Below are 19,759 nucleotides of genomic sequence, written 5' to 3'. Positions count from 1 at the left end.
TTGCGCCCTGCCCGGGCGCTGCTGTCCGAAGCTCGGCGCCGTGCCGCCCGCTTCGTCGGCGGACCATGCCAGGATGGAGATATGGCGAAGACCGGTACCACCACTCAGGACCTGCGCTCGGCGATCGAGCGCAGCGGCTACTACCCGGCCCTGGTGTCCGAGGCGGTCGAGTCCGCGGTGGGCCCGGAGCCGATCGGCTCCTACCTGGTGCACCAGGAGACGACCTTCGACGCCAACGAGGTCCGCCGGCACGTGACGGTGCTGGTGCTGACCCCGACCCGGTTCGTGGTGAGCCACACCGACGAGCAGTCGGGGGCCGAGGGCAGCCCGGCGGTGCCGTACGCGACGACCTCGACGGAGAGCGTCCGGCTGGACCGGATCGGCTCGGTCGTGGTGAGCCGGATGGTCGCCAACCCGGAGACGTACACCCCCGGGACACTGCCGCGCGAGGTCGTGCTGACGATCGGCTGGGGCGCGGTGCAGCGGCTGGACCTGGAGCCGGCCGGCTGCTCGGACCCGAACTGCGAGGCGGATCACGGCTACACCGGCTCGGCGACGGCCGACGACCTCTCGCTGCGGGTGAGCGAGGCCGGTGACGGGCCGGAGACGGTGGCCCAGGCGCTGGTGTTCGCCCGGGCGCTGTCCGACGCGACGATCAACAACGGCCCCCGGGTCTGATCGCCGCACCGAACGCTACGAATCCGGTTCCATGTCCTTCGCACCTGCCGACGGCTACGACGCCTTCGAGATCCTTGACCCGGCCGCGGCTCCCGCGCCCCCCTACGGCAGCGGCTCGCTGTGCGACCTACTGCCCTCGGTGGCGGCGGGCCTCGGCGTGCCCGGCTTCACCGCGACGCTGCCGATCGCCCCGGCGGACCGGGTGGTGGTGTTCCTGGTGGACGGCCTGGGCTGGGAGCTGCTGCTGCGCCACCCCGAGTACGCGCCGTTCCTGTCCTCGCTCGCCGGGAGTTCGCTGGGCGGCAGCGGCCGGCCGCTGACCGCGGGCTTCCCGTCCACCACGGCGACCTCGCTGGCCTCAGTCGGCACCGGGACGCCGCCGGGCCTGCACGGCCTGGTCGGGTACACGGTGGCGGTGCCGGGCGCCGGCTACCTGATGAACCAGCTGCGCTGGCAGCCGCCGACCGAGCCGCACGCCTGGCAGCCGTACCCCACGGTCTTCGAGCGGACGCACGCGGCCGGGGTGGCGACGGCCCAGGTCTCCTCCCCGCTGTTCGCCCAGACCCCGCTGACCAAGGTGGCGCTGTCCGGCGGCACCTTCCTGGGCCGGACGACCGGCGAGGAGCGGATGGACCTGGCCGCCTCCTGGCTGGCCGAGCACGACCGGGCGCTGGTGTACACGTACGTCAGCGAACTGGACGGTGCGGGCCACCGCTTCGGCGTGGACTCCGACGAGTGGCGGATGACCCTGGACGCGGTGGACCGGCTGGCCCGCCGGCTGGCCCAGCAGCTGCCGCCGCGCTCGGCGATGTACGTGACGGCCGACCACGGCATGATCGACATCGCGCCGGAGGACCGGATCGACTTCGACGAGGACTGGGAGCTGGGCGCCGGGGTGGCCCTGCTCGGCGGCGAGGGCCGGGCCCGGCACGTGTACGCGGTGCCGGGGGCCGCGGCCGACGTGCACGCGGTCTGGAGCGAGGTGCTGGGCGACCGGATGTGGGTCGCCACCCGGGACCAGGCGATCGAGGCGGGCTGGTTCGGCCCGTCGGTGGACGAGCGGGTGCACGGCCGGATCGGCGACGTGGTCGCCGCCGCGCGGGACGACATCGCGATCGTCGCCTCCCGCAACGAGCCCGGCGAGTCCGCGATGATCGGCCTGCACGGTTCGATGACCCCGGTCGAGCAGTTCGTGCCGCTGCTCGAAGTCCGCGGCTGAGCCGCCCCCGTGACTCTTCTGTGCCCGAACTCCCCCGACGTGAAAGGCCCTTGCTCCACCCATGGCTGAACTGGTGTTCTTCTCGGGCACGATGGACTGCGGCAAGTCGACGCTGGCGCTGCAGATGGACCACAACCACTCCGCGCGCGGCCGGCAGGGCATGATCCTCACCCGCAACGACCGGGCGGGCGCGGCGACGATCTCCAGCCGACTGGGCCTGCGGGCCGAGGCGGTCGAGGTGACGGACGACTTCGACTTCCACGCGCACGTGGTGCACCGGCTCTCGGCGGGCGGCCGGGTGGACTACCTGATCTGCGACGAGGCGCAGTTCTTCTCCGCCGAGCAGGTCGACCAGCTGGCCCGGGTGGTGGACGAGCTGGGCATCGACGTCTACACCTTCGGCATCACCACCGACTTCCGCACCCGGCTGTTCCCCGGCTCGCAGCGGCTGATCGAGCTGGCGGACCGGGTGGAGGTGCTGCAGGTCGAGGCGCTGTGCTGGTGCGGCGCGCGGGCGACCCACAACGCCCGGACGGTCGGCGGGGTCATGGTGGTCGAGGGCGCCCAGGTGGTGATCGGCGACATCTCGGTGAGCGACGACGAGGTCGGCTACGAGGTGCTGTGCCGCCGCCACCACCGCCGCCGGCTGACGGCCGCGACGGCCCGCGCCTCGGTGCTCTCCCCGGACGTGCTGCCCTTCGAGGAGCAGCAGGCCTAGGCTCCCGTTTCCAGCACCGAGAAGTGGCCGCCCTGCGGGTCGGCCAGCCGGGCGGCACGGCCCCGGGCGGTGTCGTGCGGCTCGACCAGACTCCGGCCGCCGAGTTCGACCGCGTGACGGGCCGTCAGGGCGGCGTCGCGGACGGCGAAGTGGGTGCGCCAGCGCGGCGGGTGGCCGCGCAGGTCGGCGCGGTGCCGGATGCCGGCGACCGGGCGGCCGTGCACGAGCAGTGAGCTCTCCTCCGCCCCGGGCCGGACCGGGAGGTCGAACACGCCGGCGTAGAAGACGGCGGCGCCCTCGGTGTCCGGGGTGAGCAGTTCGGCCCAGGCCGGTCCGCCGGGTTCGCTGCCGGCCTCCCGGCCGAGGTGCTCCTCGCCCTGCCAGAGGCCGAACACGGCGCCGGAGACGTCGGAGGCGATCGCCATCCGCCCGGCCCGCTCGGCCTGCAGCGGGCCGACGGCGACGGTGCCGCCGCACTCGCGGACCGACTGGGTGGTGCGGTCGGCGTCGTCCACGGCGAAGTAGGTGGTCCACTGCACCGGGAAGCCGGTGGCGGTGGAGACGCCGAGGCCGGCGACCGGCTCCCCGTCGACCTCGGCCCGGACGTAGTCGCCGAGTTGGCCCGGGCCGGGGGCGTACGTCCAGCCCAGCAGTTCGCCGTAGAAGGCGCGGGCGCCGGGCAGGTCGTCGGTCAGCAGGCTGACCCAGCAGGGCGTGCCCTGGGCCAGTCGGAGTTCCACCGCGGGCAATGCGGGCCTCCTCGTGGGTGGTTGGCGCACGGGAATCCTCGGCGCGAGGGTGATGCTTCCATTCCGGCGGCCCCCCAACCCTCGGGCCGCGCGGAAAATCCGGCAAAGAGCGCACAAAGAGCGGCGGGTCGGTCGTGCTGCGCGACAATGGCCGCCATGACGACCCATGACGACGGTTCTCCGCTGATCTCCGCGGCCGGGCTGCGGGAGGCGCTCGCCTCCGCGCGCCCGCCGGTGCTGTTGGACGTGCGCTACCAGTTGGTCGGTGCGGTGCCGGGCGGCCCGACCGCGGCCGAGGAGTACCGGGCCGGGCACCTGCCCGGTGCGCACTTCGTCGAGCTGGACCGGGACCTCGCCGCCCCGCCCGGCGCCCCCGGCCGGGGCGGGCGCCACCCGCTGCCGGACCCGGAGGAGTTCGGTGCGGCGATGCGCCGCTTCGGGGTGAGCGGGCAGCGGCCGGTCGTGGTGTACGACGGCGCGGCTTCGATGGCGGCGGCACGGGCCTGGTGGCTGCTGCGCTGGGCCGGGCACCGGGACGTCCGGGTGCTGGACGGCGGGTTCGCGGCCTGGCTCGCGGCCGGGCTGCCGGTGACGACCGAGGTGCCGGAGCCCGGGGAGGGCGACTTCAAGCCGGTGCCGGGGCAGTTGCCGACGGTGGACGCGGACGGTGCCGCGGCCTGGGCGCGCAGCGGCCTGTTGCTGGACGCCCGGTCGGGGGAGCGGTACCGGGGCGAGTCGGAGCCGGTGGATCCGCGGGCCGGGCACGTCCCGGGTGCGGTGTCGGCGCCGACGGCCGGGAACGTGGGCCCGGACGGGCGGTTCCGCCCGGCCGCCGAGCTGGCGGCCCGGTTCCGGGAGCTGGGCGCGGGGGACCGGGAGACCGCGGTGTACTGCGGTTCGGGAGTGACGGCGGCACACCAGATCCTGGCGCTGGAGGTGGCGGGGCTGCCGGCCACGCTGTACCCGGGGTCGTGGAGCGAGTGGTCGAGCGACGCGAGCCGACCGGTGGCGGTCACCGAGCAGCCGGGCTGAGCCCGGGAACGCCGGAAGGGGCGGGAGGCCCGGCCTCCCGCCCCTTCCGGCGTCTCTGCCCACTCGCGCGGCCGGCTCCGCTGCCTGGTCCGGCTCGCCGCTACTCCTGCTTCTTGCGCCGACTGCCGAAGACGATCTCGTCCCAGCTGGGCACGGTGGCCCGGCGCCCGGGCCGGACGCCGTCCGCCTCGGCCTGCCGGTCGGTGGTGCCGACCAGGCGTTCGCGGTGCGGGGCGACGGCGCGCGGCATCAGGATGTCGGCGTAGGCCGAGCCCGCGCCGACCGCCGGGGCGGCCGCGGCCGCTGCCGCCGCCGGCTCCTCGCTCTCCTCGGCGACCTCCGCGGGCACCGGCTCGACCGGGGCGGGGGTGCCGACGGCGAGGTCGCCGCGGAAGGCGGGGACCACGTCGAGCAGGCTGGTCAGCGAGTCCCGGGACTCGGCGGTGGCCTCCCGCGACTCGCGGACCTCGCGGGCCGACATGATGCGGTCGGCGGAGGGCCGGTCGATCATCGGGCGGGGCGGCCGGTCCTGGGGGAGCCGGGCGATCCGCGGGATGAACGGGAAGACCGACTCCTCCTCGCGCTCGACGTTCTCGCCGATCAGCGCGCGGGCCTCGTCGTCGTTGGGCTGGACCAGGCGCCGGGGCGGGTCGTACGTCCAGGAGGCGCTGCGGCCCTCGCCGTCGGCCCGGTAGTAGAGGATGACCTCCCAGGTGCCGTCGTCGCGCCGCCAGGAGTCCCAGCGTTCGGTGTCCTTCTCGGCGCCGCGCAGCGCGAGCCGCTCGGCGACGGCCTCGCCGAGCTGCGGGCCGGGGGACTCGCCGTTGCGGCGGATGGCGGTCTTGCGGGCGCGCTCGGCCATGAAGGCGCGCTCGGCGAGGACCGGGCCCTCGAAGCGGCGGACGCGGTCGACGGAGATCCCGGCGGCCTGGGCGACCTCCTCGGCGGAGGCACCGGCTCGTATCCGGGCCTGGATGTCCCGGGGGCGGAGGTGGCTCTCGACCTCGATCTCGATCTGGCCGAGGCGCGGGCGGTCCCCGCGGATGGCGGCGCGCAGCCGCTCGTCGATGGGGAGGGTGTACTCCGTGCTGTCGGCAGCCTTGAGCACCAGCCGTGTGCCGTCGTTGCTGACGGCCACAACCCGCAGTTCGGGCACGGTTACCTCCCGGGTGGTGCCTGCCGACGTCACCTGCGTCGCTGCTCCCGTACTGAGTGTGGCCTGCCCACTCGCGACTGGCCACAACCTTGCTGAGTTCCCCGGCGTGTCGGGCTTACGCCCGGTCACACCGCTGTGGCACGGTTGCCTTTTTGCCACGCCATACGTCGACGTCGCGCCTGGGTGTCCCGGCCGTCCTCGCACGCGGAGTGTTCGCGACGGTCCGGGACTGGCGTCGCCGTGCGTGCCCGTTCCGTGGCTCCTCGTCAAGCTGCCGGGTGTCGGCGCAGTCGACAAGTCGACCCAAGGCTCGGGCTTTACGAACAGTACTCCATTCGTGGCATCCGGAGGGGCGGCTCGCCGCTCAAGTCTCCCGCGATTCACGGGAATCTCAAGAGCGTCCGCCCCCGGCGGCGGGCCGCCACCGGATGAACGGTGATCATCTTCACACAATCCGGGCGCGCAGAACCGCATTTTCGTCCCTTGTGTCCTTCTTTGGGCAAGATGGAGTGGCTTGTTCGAGGAACAGTCGTACGGACCGAGGGATGTCGATGTCGGAGCGGAGCCCCGTCGGGGAGGGCGAGGAGGAGCGCAGGCGGATCGATCTGAGTGCGGCTCAGGTCGCGGCGAGTGCGCTGGCCGCCGTAGTGGGCGCGCTGTTGGCCTCCGAACTGGGCGTGTACGGAACGATCATGGGCGCTGCCGTGGTGAGCATCGGGGCCACCACCGGGGGCGCGGTGTTCCAGCACCTCTTCAAACGGACCGGCGAACAACTGCGCGTGGCGGTGGACCGGAAGCCGAACCGGAGCGCGGACGCGCTGCGCCTGGTGCCGGTGGGGTCGGGGCGGCCGACGCCGTCGCCGGCGGTCACCTCCGAGTGGAACGAGCCGCAGGTGGTGCGGGCGCGTCGGCGGTGGACGTGGAAGGGCTACGCGGTCGTGTCGGGGCTGGTGTTCGTGCTGGCGATGACGCCGATCGTGGCGTTCGAGCTGGCCACCGGTCAGCCGGTGTCGGCGACGGTCAAGGGCGAGTCCGGCAACGGCACCTCGTTCGGCGGGTCGGTCGCCCCCACGTCCTCCCGGCCGCAGGACGCCCCGACGGATCGGCAGGCGCCGGGCGGCGGGCGCGGTCCGGAGGCCACGCCGTCCGGTGGCGCCGCCACCTCGGCGACGACGCGGCCGAGCCGGGAGCCCACCGACACCCCGAGCACCGGCCCGACGGCCTCGCCCTCGGCGGGCCCGAGCGCGAGCGCGAGCGCGAGCCCGTCCGCCGGTGCCTCCCCGTCGGCGGGCGGCGGGAAGCCCACCGGCGGGGCCACATCGCCGCAGCCCGGCCCGGGGAGCGGGTCTCCGCAGGCGCCGGTGGCCTCGCCGCCCGTGGAGACCCCCGCGGACCGGGCCCCGGCGGACTGACCGGACAGCCGGGCCCCGGCAGCCGGGCCCGGGCGCTTGGGCCGCCGGACGCCAGATGCAGCGGACGCCCGAGCGCCCGGGCGGCTAAGCCCCGAGTCCCCGAGTCCCCGAGCGCCCGGGCGGCTATGCCCCGAGCACCCGGCGCAGGTAGTCGTTGCCGAAGACCCGCTGTGGGTCGACCTCGTCGCGCAGCGCGGTGAAGTCGGCGAAGTGTGGGTAGACGCCGGCCAGGTACTCGGCGTCGCGGGTGTGCAGCTTGCCCCAGTGCGGGCGGCCCTGATGGGCGGTCATCAGCCGTTCGACACCGGTGAAGTAGCCCCGGTCGGCGGTGCCCCGGTAGAGGTGGACGGCGATGTAGGCGCTGTCCCGGCCGGAGGCGGTGGAGAGCCAGAGGTCGTCGGCGGGGGCGAAGCGCACCTCGACGGGGAAGCTGACCTTCCAGTCGGAGCGCTCGATCAGGGCCTTCAGTTCGCGCAGCACCCCGGCGACGGCGGCGCGGGGCACCGCGTACTCCATCTCCACGAAGCGGACCCTGCGCGGGCTGGTGAACACCTTGTGCGCGGTGTCGGTGTAGCTGCGGTCGGACCAGGCGCGGCTGGCCAGTGCGGCGATCGAGGGGATGGCGCGGGGGAAGCGCCGGCCGACCCGGCAGGCACCCTCCCAGACGGTGTTGGAGAGGAAGTCGTCCTCCAGCCACTCCTTGAACCGGGGCAGCGGGGCGGCCGGGCCCTGGCTGCGGTTGTTGCGCTTGGTGGAGCAGCGGTCGGTGTGCGGGAACCAGTAGAACTCGAAGTGCTCGTTGACGGCGGTGAGGTCGTCCAGCCGCTCCAGCACCTCGTCGAAGGCCATCGGCTGCTCGTGCGCGCTGAGCAGGAAGGCCGGTTCGACGCCGAAGGTGAGCGCGGTGATCACGCCGAGGGCGCCGAGGCCGAGCCGGGCGCCCTGGAAGAGCCGGGGGTCCTCGGTGGGGGAGCAGCGCCGGACGGTGCCGTCGGCGAGGACGATCTCCAGGGCCCGGATCTGGGCGGCGAGCGAGCCGGAGTCGCGGCCGGTGCCGTGGGTGCCGGTGCTGGTGGCGCCGGCGACGGTCTGGACCTCGATGTCGCCCATGTTGGTGAGGGAGAGGCCCTCGGCGGCGAGGAGCCGGTTGAGCCGGTGCAGCGGGAGGCCGGACTCGACGGTGACGGTGCCGGCCTCGCGGTCGATCCCGCGGACGGCGGTGAGCGAGTGCGGGCGGATCTGGACGCCGTCGCCGGCGGAGGCGATCGCGGTGAAGGAGTGGCCGGAGCCGACGGCTTTGACGGTGCGGCCCTGTTCGGCGGCGCGGAGGATCTCCTTGGCCAGTTCCTCCGCGGTGCCGGGGGCGGCGGTCCGGGCCGGCCGGGCGCTCTGGTTGCCGGCCCAGTTGGTCCACCGGGGGCGGTTCGCGGTACTGGCCTGGGGCATTGGCTGCCTCCTGCTCCGGGGCCGAACAGGTCGGCGCGGTCCGGGGCGGCGCGGCCGCCCTACCCGCGGGTAGGGCCGCGGGTAGGGCGAGGCTAGTCAGTTCACCGTTCGACGTCTACGGTCCGGTCAGGCCCTTCGGCGGCTTCCCCCGGGAGGTGTCCGGAGCCGAGTCCGGCGTGCAGGCGGCCCAGCCCGGCGAGGGCGGCGACCACGCCGAGGCCGCCGGCGGCCAGCGGCACCCAGTACCCGGCCGCGGCGCCGGAGGCGTCGACGACCCAGCCGCCGGCGGAGGAGCCGACCGCGACGCCGAGGGCGAGGCCGGTGGTCGTCCAGGTCATGCCCTCGGTCAGCTGGGCGGCCGGGACGAGCCGTTCGACCAGGGCCATCGCGGAGATCAGGGTGGGGGAGATGGCGATGCCGGCGATCAGCAGCGCGCCGCCGACCGCGACCAGGCCGCCGACGCCGCGCACCGCGTGGGCGACCAGCAGCAGCGGCACCATGCTGACGGCCATGAACACCACGCCGAGGAAGAAGCGGGTGGCCGGCGAGCCGGTGACCTTGAGCGCGCCGTAGACCACGCCGGCCAGGCAGGAGCCGAGCGCCCACAGGGCGAGGATCACGCTGGAGATCGCCTTGTGGCCCTGGGCCTCGGCGAAGGCGACGGTGACGACCTCGACCGAGCCGAAGATCGCGCCGGTGGCGACGAAGGTCAGGATCAGCACCTGCAGGCCGGGGTTGAGGATGACCGAGCGGCCCTGGTGCCGGGCGGCCGGGTGGACCGGCGGCTCCGTGGAGCGCTGCCCGGCGAACAGCAGCACGCCGACGGCGAGGAAGACCCCGGCGAGCAGGACCCCGGCCTCGGGGAAGACCGAGGTGGCCAGGCCGATGGAGAGGATCGGGCCGACGATGAAGCAGACCTCGTCGACGACGGCCTCGAAGGAGTAGGCGGTGTGCAGCCCGGGGGCGTCGTCGCGGTAGAGGTGGGCCCAGCGGGCGCGGACCATCGCGCCGGTGCTCGGCATGACGCCCATGCCCGCCGCGAAGACGAACAGCGTCCAGTCCGGGGCCTTCAGCCGGGCGCAGAGCAGCAGGCCGACCACGGCGACGATGGTGAGCGCCATGGCGGGGAGGACGATCCGGCGCTGCCCGTGCCGGTCGACCAGCCGGGAGACCTGCGGGCCCAGGACGGCGGCGGAGACCGCCAGGGTGGCCGAGACCAGACCCGCGACACCGTACGAGCCTCTCAGCTGGGAGAGCATCGTCACGATGCCGATGCCGGTCATGGAGATCGGCAGGCGGGAGACGAAGCCGGCGGAGGAGAAGGCCAGAGTGCCGGGGGAGGCGAATATCCGGCGGTAGCTGGACAGCAAGGGAGCTCCGGACGGGGAGGTTGAGGGTAAGGTACAAGGCTGGTAATCACAGCTTACGTAGGTTGGCAAACGCTATTTTTCGGGCGCCTGCGCGGCCCCGCCGACGGTGCCCGACCCCTCAGTGGCAGGATCGGTGCCATGTCCGACGCGCGCAAACCCTCCCCCTCCGGCGCCGCCCCGTACGACGCCCTGCTGCTCCTGTCCTTCGGCGGGCCCGAAGGCCCCGAGGACGTGGTCCCCTTCCTGGAGAACGTCACCCGCGGCCGCGGCATCCCCAAGGAGCGGCTGAAGGAAGTGGGCAAGCACTACTTCCTGTTCGGCGGGATCAGCCCGATCAACGAGCAGAACCGCGAACTGCTCGCCGCGCTGCGCAAGGACTTCGCCGACCACGGGCTGGACCTGCCGGTGTACTGGGGCAACCGGAACTGGGCGCCCTACCTGGTCGACACCCTGCGGGAGATGGCCGCCGACGGCCACCGACGGATCGCCGTGCTCGCGACCAGCGCCTACGCCGGCTACTCGGGCTGCCGCCAGTACCGGGAGAACCTCGCCGACGCGCTGGCGGCCCTGGCCGCCGAGGGCGTGCCCGCCCTGCGGGTCGACAAGCTGCGGCACTTCTACAACCACCCCGGCTTCGTCGAGCCGATGGCCGACGCCACCCTCGCCGCGCTGGCGGAACTGCCCGAGTCCGTCCGGGCCGGCGCCCGGCTGGCGTTCACCACCCACTCCATCCCGGACGCCATGGCCGAGGCCTCCGGCGCCCCGGACGACCCGGCCCGAGGCACGCCGGGCGGCGCCTACGTCGCCCAGCACCTGGACGTGGCCCGGCTGATCGCAGCGACCGTCGCCGAGCACACCGGGGTCGCCGACCGGCCCTGGGAGCTGGTGTTCCAGAGCCGCAGCGGCGCCCCGCACACCCCGTGGCTGGAACCCGACATCTGCGACCACCTGGCGGCCCGGCACGCCGAGGGCGCGCCCGCCGTGGTGATGGTGCCGATCGGCTTCGTCTCCGACCACATGGAGGTCAAGTACGACCTCGACACCGAGGCCGCCGCCAAGGCCGCCGAACTCGGCCTGCCGGTGGCCCGCGCCGCCACCGTCGGCGCCGACCCGCGGTTCGCCGCGGCCGTGCGCGAGCTGGTCCTGGAACGAGCCGCCACCGAGCGCGGCGAGAGCGTGACCCGCTGCGCCCTCGGCAGGCTCGGCCCCAGCCACGACGTGTGCGCGGTGGCCTGCTGCCCCAACCCGCGCGCCCCGCGCCCGGCCGTCGCCGAGCGCTGACCGCCCGGCCCGACCGCCCACTCCCGCTTCACCGCTTCACCGCCCCACTGCTTCACCGTCTCGCCGCTGCCCACTGCCGCTCACCGCCGCTCCGGAGGAGAATCCCGTGCCCACCCCCGCCCAGCCGGACGACCGGCTCCTCGACGACCTGCTGGACGTCGCCCTGGACGTGGCCCGGCAGGCCGGTGCCCTGCTGCGCGACGGCCGACCCGCCGACCTCGGCGTCGCCGGCACCAAGAGCAGCCCGGTCGACGTGGTCACCGAGATGGACCTCGCCTCCGAGAAGCTCGCCCTTGAACTGATCACCGACCGCCGCCCGACGGACGGCTACCTCGGCGAGGAGGGCGCCGAGCGGCCCGGCACCAGCGGGGTGCGCTGGGTCGTGGACCCGCTCGACGGCACGGTCAACTACCTGTACGGCCTGCCGTCCTGGGCGGTCAGCGTGGCCGCGGAGGTGGACGGCCGGGCGGTCGTCGGCGTGGTCCACGCCCCGGCCCGCGACGAGCTGTTCCACGCCGTCCTGGGCCGCGGCGCCCGGCTGAACGGCCGGCCGCTCTCGGCCCGACCGGCCCCGCCGTGGGGCCAGGCGCTGATCGCCACCGGCTTCAACTACGTCCAGGCGGTGCGGGTGCGCCAGGCCGAGGTGCTGCTGGCGCTGATGCCCGAGGTGCGGGACGTCCGCCGGGGCGGGGCGGCCGCGGTGGACCTGTGCGACGTCGCCGCCGGGCGGCTGGACGGCTACTACGAACGCGGCCTCGCCCCGTGGGACCGCGCGGCGGGCTGCCTGATCGCCGCCGAGGCCGGCGCCCTGGTCGGCGGCCGCCCCGGGCACGGCCCGGGCGGCGAGCTCACCGTGGCCGCCGCCCCGGGCGTCTACGAGCCGCTGCAGGAACGCCTGACCGCGCTGCGCGCCTGGACGGACTGACGGCCGGACACGGCATGCCCGGAGCCGGCCGGCCCCGGGCATGCGAAGAGCCCTGGCACACGGGGGATGCCAGGGCCTGAGGTTTCGCACGGCCCCCGCAGGGCCGCTGGTGCCGGAGTTCCGGCGACGGGTCGGAAGTGCCGAACGGGTCAGGCAGCGGTGCGGTGGCGCTCCAGCACCGTGTCCACGCCGTGCTCGGCGGCGAGTCGGCGGAGGTCGTCCAGTTCGGACTGCTCCACCTCGGCGAGGAACTCGTCCCCGGCCTCGATCGCGCGGTGCAGATCCTGCTCCGCGTTGGCGATGCGCTGCAGGATTCCGGCCTTGAAGGCGTCCATACGGGCCCCCTTACTGTGTCGGACGTGCACGGTCGTGCGCTCTCCGCCCCGAGGAGGTCCAGCCGGTGACAGCGCCCCGGCCGGCAGGTGGTGGCTCTCCGGTCAGGCGCGGAGACGGCCTTCGGCCGCTCCCGGTGATGTCCCATGCCCCAGGGCCGGCGCGGATGAACGCACGGCGGGTGGGTGCGATCGACCAATAGCCGGATCGCGGGTGTGCAGCTGTCCTCCCCACGGGGAGGGCCGGGAAACCTCCCGGCGGAAGAAAGTTGCCCCTGTCACAGTCCAACCGGACTGTTCCCGACGCGAACGGTCACCGCCGAGGGCCCGGACCCCCTGCCCCTGGGGCAGCTTATCGCTGCTTTACCGCAGGACCAGGCAGGATGGAGGCACCGTCGGAGCCGTGCGTCCGCTTCCGGGGCCGGCCTGGAGAAGGGACAACGACCGTGCGGGTTCTCGTCGTCGAGGACGAGCAGCTGCTTGCCGAGGCCGTCGCGACCGGCCTGCGCCGCGAGGCGATGGCCGTCGACGTGGTGTACGACGGGGAGGCCGCGCTCCAGCGCATCGCGGTCAACGACTACGACGTGGTGGTCCTGGACCGCGACCTCCCGCTGGTCCACGGCGACGACGTCTGCCGCAAGGTGGTCGAGCAGGGCCTGGCGACCAGGGTGATCATGCTGACCGCCTCCGGCGACATCAGCGACCGGGTCGAGGGCCTGGAGATCGGCGCGGACGACTACCTTCCCAAGCCGTTCGCCTTCAGCGAACTCGTCGCCCGGGTAAGGGCGCTGGGCCGCCGCGCGACCATCCCGCTGCCTCCGGTCCTGGAGCGCGCCGGCATCTCGCTCGACCCCGGCCGGCGCGAGGTGATCCGCGACGGCCGCACCGTCCAGCTCGCGCCCAAGGAGTTCGCCGTGCTGGAGGTCCTGATGCGGGCCGGCGGCGCCGTCGTCTCCGCCGAGCAACTCCTGGAGAAGGCCTGGGACGAGCACACCGACCCGTTCACCAACGTCGTGCGCGTCACCGTCATGACACTGCGCCGCAAGCTCGGCGACCCGCCGGTGATCGTCACCGTGCCGGGCTCCGGCTACCGGATCTGACCACCCTGGATCCGCCCCGCGGATCCCCTTCACGAGGGGCCCGACCCCGGGATTCCACCACCCCGCGCCCGCCCCGGCGGACGCCCCGAGAGGACGATCATGACCACCCCGCCCCCGGCCGGCGGGCCCTCCGGCGCGCCCGCCGGCGGCCCGCGCGCCGTACCGCCCAAGCCCCTGCACCCTCCGCGCGCCCACCAGGGCGGACGGTACGTCCCCGGCGACGGCGTACTCGCCTGGCTGCCCTTCCGCCCCACCATCCGGATGCGGCTCACCCTGCTCTACGGCGGGATGTTCCTGATGGCCGGCGTGGTGCTGCTGCTGCTGATGTACGTGTTCTTCCAGGACGCCGTCTCCTACCTGCAGCCGCGCAAGTTCAACTTCAACGGCAACTTCGTCCAGGTCAGCGGCCCCAACGGCACCAGCACCACGATGGACAGCGCGCAGTTCAACGACCTGCAGGCCGCCGACTACCTGTCGCGCTCCGACTCCGCGCTCAACACCCTGCTCCGCAAGTCCCTCACCATGCTGGTCTGCCTCGCCGTGATCGCCTTCGCGGCCGGCTACGCGATGGCCGGCCGGGTGCTGCGCCCACTCGGCCGGATCACCCGCACCGCCCGCGACGTGGCCTCCTCCGACCTGCACCGGCGGATCGAGCTGGACGGGCCGGACGACGAGCTCAAGGAGCTCGCCGACACCTTCGACGACATGCTGGACCGGCTGGACCGCTCCTTCGACTCCCAGCGCCGCTTCGTCGCCAACGCCTCGCACGAGCTGCGCACCCCGCTGGCGATCAACCGCACGCTGCTGGAGGTGCAGCTCTCCGACCCGGCCGCCTCGACCGACCTGCAACAGCTGGGCCGGACCCTGCTGGCGACCAACGAGCGCAGCGAGCAGCTGGTGGAGGGCCTGCTGCTGCTCGCCCGCAGCGAGAACGAGCTGACCGACCGCCGCCCGGTGGAGATGTCCGAGGTGGCCACCCGGGCGCTGGAGCAGACCAGGGCCGAGGCGGACAAGCGCGAGGTCGAGCTGCGCTCGAAGCTCGACCCGGCCGTGGTGGCGGGCAACGGCGTGCTGCTGGAGCGGCTCGCGCTCAACCTGCTGCAGAACGCCGTGCGCTACAACACCCCGGGGGGCTGGGTCGAGCTGGCCACGGCCGCGGTGCCGGGCGGCGGCGAGCTGGTGGTCTCCAACACCGGCCCGGTGGTGCCCGGCTACGAGCTGGAGCACATCTTCGAGCCGTTCCGGCGGGTCAAGGGCGCCGACCGCACCCGCAGCGACAAGGGGGTCGGTCTCGGCCTGTCCATCGTCCGCTCGGTGGTGCGCGCCCACGGCGGCACCGTGGAGGCCACGCCGCGCGCCGGCGGGGGCCTGACCATGCGGGTCCGCATCCCCTCACCGCAGGGCTGACCGCCCCGTTCCGTGGGCGACCGTCCCCAGCCGCCCCCGCCAAGCCTGTGAAGAAGACATAAGGCCTGGCGGGGGCGGCTTGTCTTTTCCGCCCCGGGCAACTTACGGTGTCGTAACCTACGCAACCGTAGGTGAGTCCGTCGGAGCGTTCGCCGACGGGTCCGTACGACGTGTGCCCGCCCAACGCGCCCGTCCCCCCGCGCGTGCCGTACCCCGGGAGCAAGACCATGACCATCGCCCCTGTGCAGAGCAGCACCTCGCTCGGAACGAGCGGCTGGACCGACACCCGGCTGATCCTGGCCCTCGAAGAGGTCGTGGAGAAGGAGCTCGACCGCCACCTGGGCGTCGCCAAGGAGTGGATGCCGCACGAGTACGTCCCGTGGAGCCAGGGCCGCGACTTCGACGGCGTGCTGGGCGGCGAGGCCTGGTCGCTGGAGCAGTCGCAGGTGACCGCGCTGGGCCGGGTCTCCCTGGTCGTGAACCTGCTGACCGAGGACAACCTCCCCAGCTACCACCACGAGATCGCCAGCATGTTCGGCCGGGAGGGCGCCTGGGGCACCTGGGTGCACCGCTGGACGGCCGAGGAGGGGCGGCACGGCATAGCCATTCGGGACTACCTGCTGGCGACCCGGGCCGTCGACCCGGTGGAGCTGGAGCGGGCCCGGATGAGCCACATGTCGGAGGGCTTCGAGTCCGACAACGCGCACAGCATGCTGCACTCCGTCGCGTACGTGGCCTTCCAGGAGCTGGCCACCCGCATCTCCCACCGCAACACCGGCAAGTACGCGGGCGACCCGCTCTGCGAGCAGCTGCTGGCGAAGATCGCCAACGACGAGAACCTGCACATGGTCTTCTACCGGAACCTGCTGAAGGCCGCCCTGGAGATCGCCCCCGACCAGGCCATGCGCGCCATCGCCGACGTCGTCACCGACTTCCGCATGCCCGGCCACGGGATCCCCGGCTTCGAGCGCGCCGCCGCGCAGATCGCCATCGGCGGGGTGTACAACCTGCGCATCCACCACGACGACGTGCTGCAGCCGGTGCTGCGCAAGCTCAAGGTGATGGAGATCGGCGGCCTCGGCCCGGAGGGGCTGCAGGCGCAGAACGAGCTCGGCGTCTTCCTGGACGGTCTGGACTCGCAGGCGCGGAAGTTCGAGGAGCGCCAGGCCGCGCTCGCGGCGCGCCGGGCGGCCCGGCAGAACGCCGGCTAGGGCCGTCGGCCGGACAGTCGGAGTGGGTGGATTTTCCGTATTTTGCCCGGAAGATTCTGAACGTGACCAAGCTCACACCGTGTCGCTCCACGATTTCGGGCGACCCCGGAGAGTGATCACCTGGTCGGCGGTGTCGGTCGCCGTCCGTGACCGGATTTCGCCTCCGGGCGGACTCGTCGGATCGGGCGGCATCCCTGGTGGGCAAGGGATTGAGCGGCAACTCGCGCCACCCTTGCTCACTGTGCGTGGTCGGTTTGGCGGGCTCGACGCAGGGTGGGGATGGCCCAGCGTGAGGCCTTCCGCAGCCCCGAGGATCACCCCGATGGACCCCGGGCTGAGTGTCGATTGAGTAACAAGGCTTGAAGTAAGGCAAAATCTCCGCCTCGGGTCGGGCACAAGACCGACCCCCCATGCGTTACGTGCGCTGGAGATACCGCACACACCGCACAAACCCGGAGGGGGAGAGCGAAAAATGGCAACCGACTACGACACCCCACGCAAGACCGACGACGAGCTCAACGAAGACAGCATCGAGGAGCTCAAGGCTCGGCGGAACGACAAGGGCGGCGGCTCCGTCGACGTCGACGAGTTCGACGCCGCCGAGGGCATGGAGCTCCCCGGCGCCGACCTCTCGAACGAGGAGCTCGCCGTCCGGGTGCTGCCGAAGCAGGCCGACGAGTTCACCTGCATGAGCTGCTTCCTGGTCCACCACCGCAGCCAGCTCTACAGCGAGAAGAACGGCAACCCGATCTGCCGGGACTGCGGCGCCTGAGCACCGCGGCGGACAGGGCCCGGTGCCCGCGGACCCCGCGGGACCGGCACACCGCTCCTTCCGGCCCCGGGCAGCGGGGCCGGCCGGCAGGTCCGGGAGCCGTCCGGAGGGACGGCCCCGGTAGGACGGAGTCGGCCGACGCGTCGGCCCGTACGAAGTCGTAGGGACGGTCCCGCAGCAGCGGAACCGTCCCTCTCCGTTTTCCGGTCTCCTGTTCAGGCCCTCGGGCTCCCGGGCTTCCGGGCCCTCGGGGCTTTCCGGCCCTCCGAGGCCCGGGGCGCGTCAGGCGCGGGCGCGGCGGCGGGCCTCCTCCAACGCCTCCGCCAGCTTCATCGGCGAGCGGGTCGACAGGTAGAGGTACGGCGTCGGGTCGGCCGGGTCGGTCACCTCGATCCGCAGCGCCGTCGGGACGTAGCTGCGCAGCAGCATGAAGGCACGGGGATCGGCCTTGGGGCCGCGCCAGGCCGCCGCCTCGGCCGGGCTCAGCGCCTGAGCGGCACCGAGCGCGTCCACCGGGATCCGGGCCGGACCGGCCACCAGCGAACCCTGGACCACGCGGATCCGGGCCGAGCCGTAGCTGCTGATCGCGACCGCGCCGGCGGCGATGCCGACCACCAGCCCGACCAGCGCGGCCGGGCCGCTGACCCGGATCAGGATCAGCGCGAGCGTGAGGCCCACTGCGACCGGGAGCAGCCACCAGGAGCGCGGCACCGTGAGGCGTTCGTCGTACATGCCCTCCATTGTGGGCGCCCTGACGCCCGCCCCGGGACGCCACCCCCACCGGGCGCCTACCTACCCCTGGGTAGGGTGGGGCGCCGTGACCGGTACGACAGCCCCCCACAGCCCCACCGACCGGCCGGAGCCCCCGATGCCACCGTCCTCGACCACCCCGCCGACCCCGCCGACCCCGACCACCCCGCCGCCGGACGCCGTCCTGCCGCCGCGCGCACCCGAGGCGCCGGCTCCCGGCAGCAGGCTCGGCTCGCACTACGAGCACTGCTTCGGCTGCGGCCCGCAGCACCCCGGCGGCCTGCGGATCGACGCGGTCGCGGGCCAAGGACTCGACGTGACGGCCGAGTTCACCGTCCGGGACGTCCACCAGGGCGGCCCCGGCCTGGCCCACGGCGGCGTGCTGACCACCGCCATGGACGAGACCCTCGGCACGCTCAACTGGCTGCTGCACGCCCCCGCCGTGACCGGCCGGCTGGAGACCGACTTCCTCTGCCCGGTGCCCGTCGACTCGGTGCTGCACCTGCGCGCCTGGGTCACCGGCGTGCACGGCCGCAAGATCTACAGCGCCGCCGAGGCACGGATCGGCGGCCCGGACGGACCGGTCGCCGTACGCGCTCAGGCGCTGTTCGTCCAGGTGAAGCTGGAACACTTCACCACGCACGGTCGCCCCGAGGACATCGAGAAGGTCCTCGACGACCCGGATCTGATGAAGCGCGCACGAGCCTTTGAGGTGAACCCTTGAGCGACACCCCCCGCCCGCAGCTGGACGTCCTGATCAAGCGCATCGACCCCGAGCTGCCGCTGCCCGCCTACGCGCAGCCCGGGGACGCCGGCGCCGATCTGCGCACCACCGTGGACGCCGAGCTGGCCCCCGGCGAGCGGGCCGTCCTGCCCACCGGCATCGCCGTCGCCCTCCCGGACGGCTACGCGGCCTTCGTCCACCCCCGCTCCGGGCTCGCAGCTCGTTGCGGAGTTGCCCTCGTGAACGCCCCGGGGACGGTCGATGCCGGGTACCGTGGAGAGATCAAGGTGATCGTCGTCAATCTGGACCCGCGCGAGGGGGTCAGCTTCCGCCGAGGGGACCGGATCGCCCAGCTGGTGATCCAGCAGGTCGAGAAGGCCCGCTTCCACGAGGTGGAGGAGCTGCCGGGGTCGGCCCGCGCCGAGGGCGGGTTCGGGTCGACCGGCGGCCACGCCGCGGTCTAGCATGCCCGCGGCCTCGCAGGAAGCCGAGCAGGTATTCGCATCGGTCTTGGACCGGGAAGGACAGTGACCGTGTTCCGTCGTCGCCAGAAGAGCGAGGACGCTGTCGAGCAGCTCGCCGACGACGCCATCAGCGCCGACGAGACGGCCGATGACGTCGAAGGTTCCGCCGAGAGCGAGAACGTGACCGAGCTGGACCCGGCCGACAAGGTCGGCCTGCCGCCGGCCCCGCGGCCGGACGGTCCGTGGGACCACTCCGAGCTGGAGAACCCCGAGGAGGGGCGAGTCGACCTCGGGGGTCTGCTGGTCCCCGGAGTCGAGGGCATGGAGCTGCGCGTCGAGGTCGCCGGTGACGCGATCGTGGCCGCGACCCTCGTGCTCGGCAACAGCGCCATCCAGCTCCAGGCCTTCGCGGCCCCGAAGTCGGAGGGCATCTGGGGCGAGGTCCGGGAGGAGATCGCCAACGGCATCACCGCCCAGGGCGGCCTCATCGACGAGGAGGAGGGCCCGCTCGGCTGGCACCTCCGCGCCCAGGTCCCGGTGCAGCTCCCGGACGGCACCCAGGGCGTCCAGCTGGTGCGGTTCGTCGGCTGCGACGGCCCGCGCTGGTTCCTGCGCGGTGTGATCTCGGGCCAGGCGGCGGTGCAGCCGGAGATGGCCGGGATCCTTGAGCAGGTCTTCCGCCAGACGGTCGTCGTGCGCGGTGACTCCCCGATGGCCCCGCGCGACCCGATCGTGCTGAAGCTTCCCGAGGACGCCCAGATGGTGGCCGACGGTGGCGGGGCGGCCGCCAACGCCGGCGAGGGCGAGAACCGCTTCGGCGGCGCCTCGATCGACCCGTTCGCGCGCGGCCCGGAGATCACCGAGGTCCGCTGAGCACCCCGGACGCAGTCCTGATCGGCGCCCGATCGGCTCTCATCGCCCCTGCCCGGAAGCCCGGGCGGGGGCGATTTGCATGTGGCGGGCCCGTCCCCGTACAGTTCCGGAGTCGCCGCGGGAGACCGGGGCGGCAAAGC

At 73.6% G+C, this 19,759-nt stretch carries 20 protein-coding genes; 14 read left to right on the top strand and 6 right to left on the bottom strand.

Features of this window, described 5'->3' with window-relative positions; translation table 11 throughout:
• Positions 1-81 precede the first annotated feature (81 nt).
• The 3 genes from IF30_RS0118315 (at position 82) to IF30_RS0118305 (ending at position 2,615) form a co-directional block, all read left to right on the top strand.
• A complete protein-coding gene (locus IF30_RS0118315; protein ID WP_030239246.1) occupies positions 82-678 on the top strand; it encodes a DUF5998 family protein in 597 nt (198 codons plus the stop codon).
• Positions 679-709: 31 nt separating this feature from the next.
• Complete coding sequence (locus tag IF30_RS0118310; RefSeq protein ID WP_030239243.1) at positions 710-1,897, top strand: alkaline phosphatase family protein; 1,188 nt, start codon at positions 710-712, stop codon at positions 1,895-1,897.
• Between the two features lie 61 nt (positions 1,898-1,958).
• Positions 1,959-2,615: a thymidine kinase gene (locus IF30_RS0118305; RefSeq protein ID WP_030239241.1), complete on the top strand. Its 657-nt coding sequence runs from the start codon at positions 1,959-1,961 to the stop codon at positions 2,613-2,615.
• Here IF30_RS0118305 and IF30_RS0118300 read toward each other — a convergent pair.
• Positions 2,612-3,355, bottom strand: coding sequence for a VOC family protein (locus IF30_RS0118300; protein WP_324605641.1), 744 nt, complete (start codon positions 3,353-3,355; stop codon positions 2,612-2,614). The genes IF30_RS0118305 and IF30_RS0118300 overlap by 4 nt on opposite strands.
• A gap of 165 nt (positions 3,356-3,520) precedes the next feature.
• Here IF30_RS0118300 and IF30_RS0118295 point away from each other — a divergent pair, with 165 nt between their 5' ends.
• The gene (locus tag IF30_RS0118295) at positions 3,521-4,396 is read left to right on the top strand and encodes a sulfurtransferase (RefSeq protein ID WP_107054439.1); all 876 of its coding nucleotides are present in this window, start codon (positions 3,521-3,523) and stop codon (positions 4,394-4,396) included.
• Positions 4,397-4,496: 100 nt separating this feature from the next.
• Here IF30_RS0118295 and sepH read toward each other — a convergent pair whose 3' ends face one another.
• Positions 4,497-5,585, bottom strand: coding sequence for a septation protein SepH (gene sepH / locus IF30_RS0118290; RefSeq protein WP_078891486.1), 1,089 nt, complete (start codon positions 5,583-5,585; stop codon positions 4,497-4,499).
• 518 nt (positions 5,586-6,103) lie between these two features.
• Between sepH and IF30_RS0118285 the strand changes: the two genes are divergently transcribed.
• Positions 6,104-6,964 (top strand): hypothetical protein, encoded by an 861-nt coding sequence (locus IF30_RS0118285; RefSeq protein ID WP_063752692.1) that lies wholly within the window; start codon positions 6,104-6,106, stop codon positions 6,962-6,964.
• Between the two features lie 123 nt (positions 6,965-7,087).
• Here IF30_RS0118285 and IF30_RS0118280 read toward each other — a convergent pair whose 3' ends face one another.
• Positions 7,088-8,410 (bottom strand): D-arabinono-1,4-lactone oxidase, encoded by a 1,323-nt coding sequence (locus tag IF30_RS0118280; protein WP_030239226.1) that lies wholly within the window; start codon positions 8,408-8,410, stop codon positions 7,088-7,090.
• A gap of 101 nt (positions 8,411-8,511) precedes the next feature.
• Positions 8,512-9,780, bottom strand: coding sequence for an MFS transporter (locus IF30_RS0118275; protein ID WP_078891484.1), 1,269 nt, complete (start codon positions 9,778-9,780; stop codon positions 8,512-8,514).
• Positions 9,781-9,918: 138 nt separating this feature from the next.
• Here IF30_RS0118275 and IF30_RS0118270 point away from each other — a divergent pair, with 138 nt between their 5' ends.
• Positions 9,919-11,061: a ferrochelatase gene (locus IF30_RS0118270; protein WP_030239223.1), complete on the top strand. Its 1,143-nt coding sequence runs from the start codon at positions 9,919-9,921 to the stop codon at positions 11,059-11,061.
• A 106-nt stretch (positions 11,062-11,167) separates the two neighbouring features.
• Positions 11,168-11,986, top strand: a complete 819-nt coding sequence (locus tag IF30_RS0118265) for an inositol monophosphatase family protein (protein ID WP_030239220.1) — start codon at positions 11,168-11,170, stop codon at positions 11,984-11,986.
• 149 nt (positions 11,987-12,135) lie between these two features.
• Here the strand turns inward: IF30_RS0118265 and IF30_RS0118260 are convergent, their stop codons facing one another.
• On the bottom strand, positions 12,136-12,321 hold the full coding sequence (locus tag IF30_RS0118260; protein ID WP_030057688.1) for a hypothetical protein: 186 nt from the start codon (positions 12,319-12,321) through the stop codon (positions 12,136-12,138).
• Between the two features lie 443 nt (positions 12,322-12,764).
• Here IF30_RS0118260 and IF30_RS0118255 point away from each other — a divergent pair, with 443 nt between their 5' ends.
• The 4 genes from IF30_RS0118255 to IF30_RS0118240 all read left to right on the top strand — a co-directional run bounded on the left by IF30_RS0118255 (position 12,765) and on the right by IF30_RS0118240 (position 16,808).
• The gene (locus IF30_RS0118255) at positions 12,765-13,418 is read left to right on the top strand and encodes a response regulator transcription factor (protein WP_030057689.1); all 654 of its coding nucleotides are present in this window, start codon (positions 12,765-12,767) and stop codon (positions 13,416-13,418) included.
• 99 nt (positions 13,419-13,517) lie between these two features.
• Complete coding sequence (locus tag IF30_RS0118250) at positions 13,518-14,825, top strand: sensor histidine kinase (RefSeq protein ID WP_037900413.1); 1,308 nt, start codon at positions 13,518-13,520, stop codon at positions 14,823-14,825.
• Positions 14,826-15,052: 227 nt separating this feature from the next.
• Entirely contained in the window at positions 15,053-16,036 is a 984-nt protein-coding gene (locus tag IF30_RS0118245; protein WP_030239213.1) for an acyl-ACP desaturase, read from the top strand.
• 472 nt (positions 16,037-16,508) lie between these two features.
• Positions 16,509-16,808, top strand: a complete 300-nt coding sequence (locus IF30_RS0118240; RefSeq protein WP_030057692.1) for a DUF4193 domain-containing protein — start codon at positions 16,509-16,511, stop codon at positions 16,806-16,808.
• A 282-nt stretch (positions 16,809-17,090) separates the two neighbouring features.
• Here IF30_RS0118240 and IF30_RS0118235 read toward each other — a convergent pair whose 3' ends face one another.
• Positions 17,091-17,540 (bottom strand): DUF3093 domain-containing protein, encoded by a 450-nt coding sequence (locus IF30_RS0118235; RefSeq protein ID WP_420791146.1) that lies wholly within the window; start codon positions 17,538-17,540, stop codon positions 17,091-17,093.
• Between the two features lie 136 nt (positions 17,541-17,676).
• On the opposite strand from IF30_RS0118235, the gene IF30_RS0118230 reads away from it, so the two are divergent.
• From IF30_RS0118230 to IF30_RS0118220, 3 genes are all read left to right on the top strand, one after another.
• The gene (locus IF30_RS0118230) at positions 17,677-18,282 is read left to right on the top strand and encodes a PaaI family thioesterase (protein WP_030239207.1); all 606 of its coding nucleotides are present in this window, start codon (positions 17,677-17,679) and stop codon (positions 18,280-18,282) included.
• A complete protein-coding gene (gene dut / locus IF30_RS0118225; protein WP_030239204.1) occupies positions 18,279-18,746 on the top strand; it encodes a dUTP diphosphatase in 468 nt (155 codons plus the stop codon). The genes IF30_RS0118230 and dut overlap by 4 nt, the downstream gene beginning before the upstream one ends.
• Before the next feature lie 69 nt (positions 18,747-18,815).
• The gene (locus IF30_RS0118220; protein ID WP_030239202.1) at positions 18,816-19,619 is read left to right on the top strand and encodes a DUF3710 domain-containing protein; all 804 of its coding nucleotides are present in this window, start codon (positions 18,816-18,818) and stop codon (positions 19,617-19,619) included.
• Positions 19,620-19,759 lie beyond the last annotated feature (140 nt).

It is taken from the genome of Streptomyces sp. NRRL S-350 (assembly GCF_000719705.1).
Classification (GTDB): domain Bacteria; phylum Actinomycetota; class Actinomycetes; order Streptomycetales; family Streptomycetaceae; genus Kitasatospora.
The sequence above is the reverse complement of the archived record's forward strand: the minus strand, read 5'-3'. Positions and strand labels throughout refer to the sequence as shown.